Origin of the sequence: Dorea sp. MB18-49 (genome assembly GCF_023669465.1) — a bacterium.
GTDB classification, from domain to species: domain Bacteria; phylum Bacillota; class Clostridia; order Lachnospirales; family Lachnospiraceae; genus Dorea_A; species Dorea_A longicatena.
Window position 1 is genome coordinate 1 of record NZ_JAMOYX010000075.1, and the last position, 8,264, is coordinate 8,264.

Annotated in this window: 7 protein-coding genes; 2 read left to right on the top strand and 5 right to left on the bottom strand. The window is 42.0% G+C overall.

The window, feature by feature from the left end; genetic code table 11:
• Window positions 1–141: 141 nt before the first annotated feature.
• Window positions 142–525: a BlaI/MecI/CopY family transcriptional regulator gene (locus NCY30_RS14395; protein WP_055303651.1), complete on the top strand. Its 384-nt coding sequence runs from the start codon at window positions 142–144 to the stop codon at window positions 523–525.
• A gap of 72 nt (window positions 526–597) precedes the next feature.
• On the opposite strand, the gene NCY30_RS14400 is transcribed toward NCY30_RS14395, so the two are convergent.
• The 5 genes from NCY30_RS14400 to mgtE all read right to left on the bottom strand — a co-directional run bounded on the left by NCY30_RS14400 (window position 598) and on the right by mgtE (window position 5,930).
• Window positions 598–1,530 carry a GTP-binding protein gene (locus tag NCY30_RS14400; protein ID WP_022415166.1) on the bottom strand — a complete coding sequence of 311 codons (933 nt, stop codon included), beginning with the start codon at window positions 1,528–1,530 and terminating at the stop codon, window positions 598–600.
• A gap of 284 nt (window positions 1,531–1,814) precedes the next feature.
• Window positions 1,815–2,735 (bottom strand): TDT family transporter, encoded by a 921-nt coding sequence (locus NCY30_RS14405; RefSeq protein WP_022414973.1) that lies wholly within the window; start codon window positions 2,733–2,735, stop codon window positions 1,815–1,817.
• Between the two features lie 38 nt (window positions 2,736–2,773).
• Window positions 2,774–3,298 (bottom strand): C-GCAxxG-C-C family protein, encoded by a 525-nt coding sequence (locus NCY30_RS14410; protein ID WP_022414974.1) that lies wholly within the window; start codon window positions 3,296–3,298, stop codon window positions 2,774–2,776.
• Between the two features lie 289 nt (window positions 3,299–3,587).
• Window positions 3,588–4,496 (bottom strand): LysR family transcriptional regulator, encoded by a 909-nt coding sequence (locus NCY30_RS14415; RefSeq protein ID WP_022414975.1) that lies wholly within the window; start codon window positions 4,494–4,496, stop codon window positions 3,588–3,590.
• A 45-nt stretch (window positions 4,497–4,541) separates the two neighbouring features.
• Window positions 4,542–5,930: a magnesium transporter gene (gene mgtE / locus NCY30_RS14420; protein ID WP_022414976.1), complete on the bottom strand. Its 1,389-nt coding sequence runs from the start codon at window positions 5,928–5,930 to the stop codon at window positions 4,542–4,544.
• A 574-nt stretch (window positions 5,931–6,504) separates the two neighbouring features.
• On the opposite strand from mgtE, the gene NCY30_RS14425 reads away from it, so the two are divergent.
• On the top strand, window positions 6,505–8,148 hold the full coding sequence (locus NCY30_RS14425) for a SulP family inorganic anion transporter (RefSeq protein WP_173785268.1): 1,644 nt from the start codon (window positions 6,505–6,507) through the stop codon (window positions 8,146–8,148).
• The last annotated feature ends 116 nt before the right edge of the window (window positions 8,149–8,264 follow it).

Below are 8,264 nucleotides of genomic sequence, written 5' to 3' on the forward strand. Positions count from 1 at the left end.
CATATACAATCTGTCAATTTATTTCAAATCAAACAATACCTTATTATATATTCTTGTTGAATTCACAAGCATTTACTTATATAATAATATCCGAGCAACAAAAAATTATCCCCGGATATCATTGGAAAGAAGGAATGTATAATGATACGAAATTTGTCCCAAAAACAATTAGACGTCATGAAAATACTCTGGGATGCAGGCACTCCTCTGGTTGCTTCCGACATTGTAAAAGCCGAAAGTTCCATGAACATTAATACGGTACAGGCTTCTCTTCGTGTCCTGTTAAAAGAGAATCTGATAGAAATAGCCGATATTGTATACAGTGGAACGGTATTAAGCCGCAGTTACCGTCCGCTCATTTCCAGAGATGTATATTTCAATGCGGAATATAAAAATATTATTGGAAATAGTTCTACTTCGGCTATGATTGCTACATTCATTGAGCAGGAAGAAGATATTTCCGAACTGGAACGGATTGAAGAACTGATCAGAAAAAGAATGAAAGAGCTCGAAGAAGCACAATAAGAATGGCGTGAAACGATTTCATACAGTCCGTATTTTTACAGAATCGGTGGAATACACCACCGGTTCTGCACTTTATGCAAAGAAAGTTCCTATTCTTTGTTCATTTAAGTTTTCCCCTATCACAATTACGACTTTCTGTCCTTCCGTGATCGGCTCCAGCCGCATCTCCTGATGGGTAACATTCAGTTCCATCCATTTATCATCGTCATCCATTAAGAATCCCTTAATGCGGAATACTTTTCCACATTCTGTATCAGCAAATATCTTCTCTGCCGTCTCTATTATCTCGTTTTTTGTCTTATCAAGATTCATAAAATACAAAGATTTGAACGTCTCTCCTTCTTCGATATGCATCTTACGGTAATTCTCCGGCACATAACCGCAGGCTAACAGCTTTTCATAATCTGCACTTTCAAATGTCTCCCAGTCTTTTACAAAAATCTCATCACGGAATCTTCTGTTGCACTGTACTTTTTCCATTGCATGATTCAGATGTTCTATCGTATTTTTTATCTCTTCTTCGGTTGCTTCCTGGCTTCTGCTAAGTACGATACATCCCGCATTTGCAGCCTCGGAAGCCAACAGATAGTCTGCCTCATCCGACAAGTCTGATTCCAGCTTCGCATCAACAACTGTGATCACATTGCCAATCTCATACCATCTGTCGATCGGATCATCCCTTAATACATCAAAGAACTCATCCACATCATAGATACCGGACGGTTCCACAATTACCCGGTCATAACCGCACATTCCCATTGCAATCAGCTTCGTGCGGAATCGTCTTCTGTGGCAGTCTGCGTCGCATCCTCCGGCAATCATCTCCAGTTCGCACTTTTCACCTTCCAGGTCCTTTAATAACATCATATCTACATTAACCGCACCATAATCATTTTCCAAGATTCCAATATTATCTCCCTTGTCAATCAGATGCTTTGCATATTTTTTTATAAATGTTGTCTTTCCGGAACCTAAAAATCCGGTAATCAGATCTATCTTTACCATATTTTTTGTAAACCTTTCTTTCGTTCTTAATTTTCTAATGAATATCCTTCCTGCCTGAGACTTTCTGAATATTCTTTCTTGTATAGTGTAACATTTTCTGCCCAACTAAGAAAACGCTATTATCAGTAATTTCTATGAATACTTTATCAATGAATACTAAAAAACCTGGCACCGGCAACTTTTCTTACATACTTTAGTATAAAAATGCCGGATGCAATCTTACATCCGGCGCTCTCAATATTTTATATCATTCTTTCAAACATTCTTTTTTCTTCTACACTAACTTATTTCTTCCCACCAAAGATAAATGCCATAAATCGGATATAAGTATACACAACCAGAACAACCGCAATAATCGTCTCGATCAATACCACATATTTCAGGAACGGCATTGGATGTCCCATATTCATTGCACATGCCATCATCTGTTTTGAAGCGATCGCACTGATGACAAATGGGAAGGTGAATGCCGCATAGCTTGGGAAGAATGGCATCTTCAAATAGCCGATTGCTTTTACAAGTGCAAAGATGTAGATCACCGTTGCAACTACAAACATTCCCATCAGGAATCCGTAAGATTTCGGCATGACAGACTGTACATATCCTGCGATACAGAGGCTTGTCGGTGCCGCATAGATACAGATCAGTGGTTTTGCCGGATCCGGTACTTCTTTCACCGTCACATAGCGGTATGTAACCAGGATCAGTAACAGGATCAGTGTCACAAATCCAAACCAAAATGCTGCACTTCCGATTGCAAGTTTCTCATAAGCAGGTGCCGTGACTGATGCAACGACAATTCCAACATATACGATATAATAACTTGCGAATACCTTTGGCATCTGCAATTTAAATACAAATTTTACCGTAAAATAAATGATCAGCACGATATGTAATGCGATCGCAAACAGCCAGATATAATAAGCCGCCTGTCCGATAAATGGTTTTACATAGGTACTTAAGATCATAAGTGCCATCGGAAATGTTCCTGATACGCTTGCCATGATCGGATTCTTCATATCTTCCTTCACAGCTCCCGGAAACATAATTAGCTTCAGAAGTGCCAGGATCAGCAGAAATGCTGCGAACACTCCACACACATAACGGATTCCTTCTGAATAGCTCTGAAGCAGGTTACCTAAAGCTGCCGCTCCAAGCATGACTCCGCAGATTGGAATCGGTATTTTTTTGATTACATCTTTCATAATATCTTGTCTTCCTTTCTAGTCTGGATCTATGTATTCTAGATATCTGCAATTGCACGACGTTCTGCCGGTTCATCAATTTCGTCCAGATTCTTGATTCCCAGTTCACGACAGACAATCTGTGCTACTTTCCATGCGCACAGTCCTGTGAAAAAGATACACTGTTCTTTGTGCTCACCCTGTCCCATATTGAATTCTTTTGTCAGAACTCTGCAGCAGATTGCATTCTTCCCATTAGCTTTCTTGAACCAGTCATGCAGTTCGTGAACCAGTTCCATACATTTTACGCTCTTTGGATTGGTTGGCCCGTCCTGCTCTGTTCTTCCGAAGAACATTCCAAGTGCAAGCAGACCTCCGTTGAATGCGCCACAGACACATCCCGATTTGCCTGCTCCGACAGCCATACCGGATGACATTGCAATGACTTCCTTTGGCACATCCAGTTTGAATTCGTCACAGATCGTACACATCAGTGCCTCACAACAGTAATATCCACTTTTAAAATTCTTCTCTGCTGCTCTCTGCACCGCTCTTGGGCTGATTTCTGTTACTCCGATGTTCATAAATTAATACCTCCTAAAATAAATTAAAAATAAATCTTCTCCGGGCATTCCCCAATGCCCATATATTTATATTATAGCTATATAAAATTTATTTGTTAAAGTGAGATTATCTATAGATTCTTTGACTTATTCAATCCGTCTATTTTAGAAAATTTCTATACAAAAAGCCATAAATCTTCCACTGTCAATTTGTTGACAATGTAGAATTTATGGCTTATCCGCAACTTTTTGTTACTTTATATCAACTTTTTTCTTATGCGTTATCTCCATCCTGTTCTGTTTCAGGTTCCTACCGGATAATCTCCCCACTCTTAATTTTCCCGATCCATTCCTGTATAAACTGCAGGAAGCACTGTACTGCTTCATTCTCCGCTTCTTCTTTTCTGGTAATCATACATGCTTTCCACTCATACACATCATCCGAAAATGGGATCAGTCTCAGCCCTTGTTCTTTCATGTCATCAAAGACAAAATCCACCGTCACGGATATGCCTTTATTTTCCTTCACCATCTTATGGCACAAACTGAATCCACTGGTCTGAAATGCGATATCCGGTTGGAACCCGGCTTCTTCACATTTCTTCATGATCAGATGATAAATTGCGAACTGACTGCTTTCAATATATAACGGCCTGTTTTTCAGATCTTCAATTGTCACACTTTCCTGTTCACTTAACGGATCCTGTTCATTTACCAGAAGCTTAATCGGAAATGTTTCCAACGGAACTACATGATATAACTCCTCATCAAATTCTCCGATGGAAAACGCAACATTTCCTTCATTTTCAGCAAACAGACGCTCTGCCTGCAGATCCGGGTACTCCCTGTAATGGAATTCTATATCCGGATATTTCTTACAAAATTCCGCAATGCAGTCCGGCGTCACCATACGGATGATTCCATATGCCGACAAAAGATCCACTACTTTGCGCTGTCGTTGTTCTATATGCAGGATATCCTTCTTCACCTGATAATAATCTTCGATATCCTTATCCGCATATTCTAAAAAACGTCTTCCGCTTTCTGTGAGCTGCATGCCGGATTTATTACGTGTAAAGAGACGGCATCCCATCTCTGCCTCCAGGTTTTTTACGATCTTACTGATCCCCTGAGGCGTCATATAGAGAATACGGGATGCCTTTGCAATACTTTCTTCTTTTGCTATTGTATGAAATACTTTTAAATCTTTAATGTCCATGACTATCTGTCTTCATTCTAACTATCATTCTAACTGTAACTTAAACTAGCCAACCAGATGCATCATATTGATCAGGAATATCCAGCTCAGTCCGTAATAAGATACAACTGCCACAAGGTCATTGACCGTTGTGATAAGTGGTCCCGAAGCAACCGCCGGGTCTACATGAATCTTCTTAAAGAACAACGGAATCAATGTTCCAACCGCTCCTGAGATCACCATCGCCAACAACAGTGACACTCCGATACATCCGGATACCGCATATGCGAATACGAACGTCTTTCCTTTGAATAATGCAATGTATAGCCCGATCAGTGCAAACGACAGAATTCCCAGGATCGAACCGTTCGAGAATGCAATCTTCATTTCCTTAAATACCAGTTCTGCCTTCTGCTTTCCGGTCAGTGACTCATCCATCAGTACACGGATCGTTACGGCCAGTGACTGCGTACCTACGTTACCTGCCATATCCAGGATCAGTGACTGGAAACACATGATGATCGTAAGCTGACTTACCACTTCTTCAAACAGACCGACTACGGATGAAACGACCATTCCAAGTCCCAACAGTACCAGAAGCCACGGAAGTCTCTTCTTGATACTTTCTCTTAATGGTTCTTTCAAATCTTCCTCCGCGGTCAAACCGGCGAACTTCGCATAATCTTCACCCATCTCATCATCAACCAGGTCTACCATACTCTGGGATGTAATGACTCCGAGAAGCTTGTTGTCATTATCCAGTACCGGGATGGAATCCTCGGAATAATCTTTCAATCTCTCGATACAGTCATCGATCAGCTCATTTCCATATACATATGGGTACGATGTCGCGATCAGATCTTCTAACGGAGACTCTCTTCTTGCGATGATCAGATCTTTCAGATCCATTGCTCCGTAAAATGTATTATCTTCCGTTACCATAAATAACGTAGAAATGTTATCGTTCTTTGCTGCCTGTTCTACCAGACTGCTCATTGCCTGCTTCACCGTCAGATTCTCACGGATCATGATGCAGTTCGTTGTCATTCTGCTTCCGATCTCTTCCTCATCAAAGGAAGCGATGATTGCCATATCTTTTCTGGCATCGTCATCCATTAATTCGATCAGCAGATTTTTCTTCTCTTTCGGAATCATCTGCAGAACATCCACAACTGCGTCCGTCTCCATTGCCGAAAGGATCGCTGCCGCTTTTTTGATATCCATCTCATCCAGATATTCTGCCGCTTCCTGTTCGTCGATATGCTCGAAGATATCAGAAAGCATGTCCAGATCCAGGATTCTGCAGATTTTTCTTCTCTCTGATACTTTCAGCTGTGGAAATACTTCTGCAAGGTCATTTGCATGATAATCTTCCAGTCTGTTTCTCATAATACCTGGTGATGTATTACTTCTGATGATTTCCAGTATCTCGACTGTATAATCTTTGTTTTCCATACCTTTACCTCCTGTCCTTTTCCTAATGCACTATAACCGGATATACATTTTCCAGTTTTCTTCACCATAAACACACTGCAGGATATGTAACGATCATATCCTCCATGAAACGACTGCTATTATTCACTTGTAATACTCATTGGGAAATAGGATAAGAAATAAAAGAAATCTATGATGCCTGTACCAAGAACTTGCCGCTTAGAGCTTCTCTTAAATGTACAGCAATTAACTCAAACAGAATCGACTGTTGCTTAATAAACTTTTTAATTTCCATCCTATGCTGCAACTTCGCCCATGACTATCGCAACCGTCCATTCTGTTCACCTGCCTTTTTTGTTGAATTTTATCATTGATTTTCTAACTATCGTGTGCAGTATCATAACTGCCCGCAACATATTATAGACTTTCGTACTATGAATTTCAAGCCTTTTTCCACGTACTACTCTATATATTTCCCACAAAATTGTATATAAATGCAAACACTCCCCCTTCGGCTTTCTTCCTATGATATACTTCTAAAGTTGTTTTTATAGATTAGAGGAATAAAACAAAAGAGAAAGGGTAAAATTTACACATGAATTCATTGAAACCAATGTTACTGACTTCACTGAAATCTTACAACCGTACCCAGTTTGTAAAAGATGTGACCGCCGGAATCATCGTTGCGATCATCGCACTTCCGCTGTCCATTGCACTTGCACTGGCCTCCGGTGTCGGACCGGAAGCCGGAATCTTCACGGCCATCGTTGCGGGATTTGTTATCTCTGCACTTGGTGGAAGCAGTGTACAGATTGCCGGACCGACCGCTGCATTTGCAACCATCGTTGCGGGTATTGTCGCCAAAGACGGACTGGACGGGCTCGTGATTTCAACCATCCTTGCAGGTATCTTCCTGATCCTGATGGGCCTTTGTCACTTCGGAAGTCTGATCAAATTCATTCCGTATACGATCACAACCGGCTTCACATCCGGAATCGCCGTTACGATCGTCATCGGACAGTTAAAGGATTTCTTCGGAGTCACTTATCCGGACGGCGTAAAGCCGATTGAAACCACAGAAAAATTCAAAGCATTTATTGAAAATATTTCTACCATGAATACCGCTGCTTTGATCGTTGGTATCGTAAGCCTTGCGATCCTGATCATCTCACCGGTGATCTTCAAAAAGATTCCGGGTTCCCTGATTGCCGTTATCGTCGGAATCCTGATGGTAAAGTTCCTGCCGCTTAAGGTATCTACAATTGGAAATCTTTACACGATCAGTAATTCGCTTCCGGCATTTCATCTGCCGGCTGTGAATCTGCACATTATAGAAAATGCGCTTCCAAATGCATTTACCATTGCTGTGCTTGCTGCGATCGAATCACTTCTTTCCTGCGTCGTCGCAGACGGAATGATCAACGGAAAGCACCGTTCCGACATGGAACTGGTTGCCCAGGGTGCCGGTAATATCGCCTCTGCTTTATTCGGAGGTATCCCTGCCACAGGAGCGATCGCAAGAACCGCTGCCAACATCAAAAATGGCGGACGCACACCGGTTGCCGGAATGGTGCACTCCATCACACTGGTCATCGTACTCGTCGTACTGATGCCATTCGCCGGAATGATCCCAATGCCGACCATCGCAGCAATCCTGTTTATCGTAGCATACAATATGTGCCAGTGGCGTACATTCGTACACTTAATCCGCACTGCACCGAAAAGTGATATCATCGTGTTATTTGCAACTTTCATTCTCACGATCCTGTTCGATCTTGTGGTTGCGATCGAGATCGGCATGGTGCTTGCATGTCTTCTCTTCATCAAGCGTATGAGTGAGGAAACGCATGTCGATGGCTGGACTTACGTGGACGATGATACACCGGATGTGGATGCACATCTGAAGAAGCTTCCACTGCAGATCCGTGTCTATGAGATCACCGGGCCATTGTTCTTTGGTGCTGCAGATGCGATCGAGCACATCGTTGTCAAAGACTTTACGACCTGCCTGGTTCTTCGTATGCGAAGTGTTCCGGCAATCGACAGTACCGCGATGAACGCATTATTTAACCTGACAAAAGTATGTGAAAATAAGGGAATTACGCTGGTATTCTCGCATGTGAATGAACAGCCGATGAAGGTTATGGAGAAGGCCGGATTCGTGGAGCTGGTTGGACGGGAGAATTTCTGTCCGAATATATCGGCGGCGCTTGCACATGCGGAGGAAATTTCTATTTAATGCATCATGGCGGCTGTCACCGACCGGAATAAAACTACAAGGTCCCAGCCTGTGCTGACTCCAACATGGGGAAATCCTAAAGCAAAAAAGTTGACCTAAAAACGAGCTCACAAAAA

What these genes read in the sequence shown, in the direction of transcription:
- NCY30_RS14425 (WP_173785268.1), top strand. Translation starts at nt 6,505, where the DNA reads ATGAATTCATTGAAACCAATGTTACTGACTTCACTGAAATCTTACAAC.
- NCY30_RS14410 (WP_022414974.1), bottom strand. Translation starts at nt 3,298, where the DNA reads ATGAACATCGGAGTAACAGAAATCAGCCCAAGAGCGGTGCAGAGAGCA.
- mgtE (WP_022414976.1), bottom strand. Translation starts at nt 5,930, where the DNA reads ATGGAAAACAAAGATTATACAGTCGAGATACTGGAAATCATCAGAAGT.
- NCY30_RS14395 (WP_055303651.1), top strand. Translation starts at nt 142, where the DNA reads ATGATACGAAATTTGTCCCAAAAACAATTAGACGTCATGAAAATACTC.
- NCY30_RS14415 (WP_022414975.1), bottom strand. Translation starts at nt 4,496, where the DNA reads ATGGACATTAAAGATTTAAAAGTATTTCATACAATAGCAAAAGAAGAA.
- NCY30_RS14400 (WP_022415166.1), bottom strand. Translation starts at nt 1,530, where the DNA reads ATGGTAAAGATAGATCTGATTACCGGATTTTTAGGTTCCGGAAAGACA.
- NCY30_RS14405 (WP_022414973.1), bottom strand. Translation starts at nt 2,735, where the DNA reads ATGAAAGATGTAATCAAAAAAATACCGATTCCAATCTGCGGAGTCATG.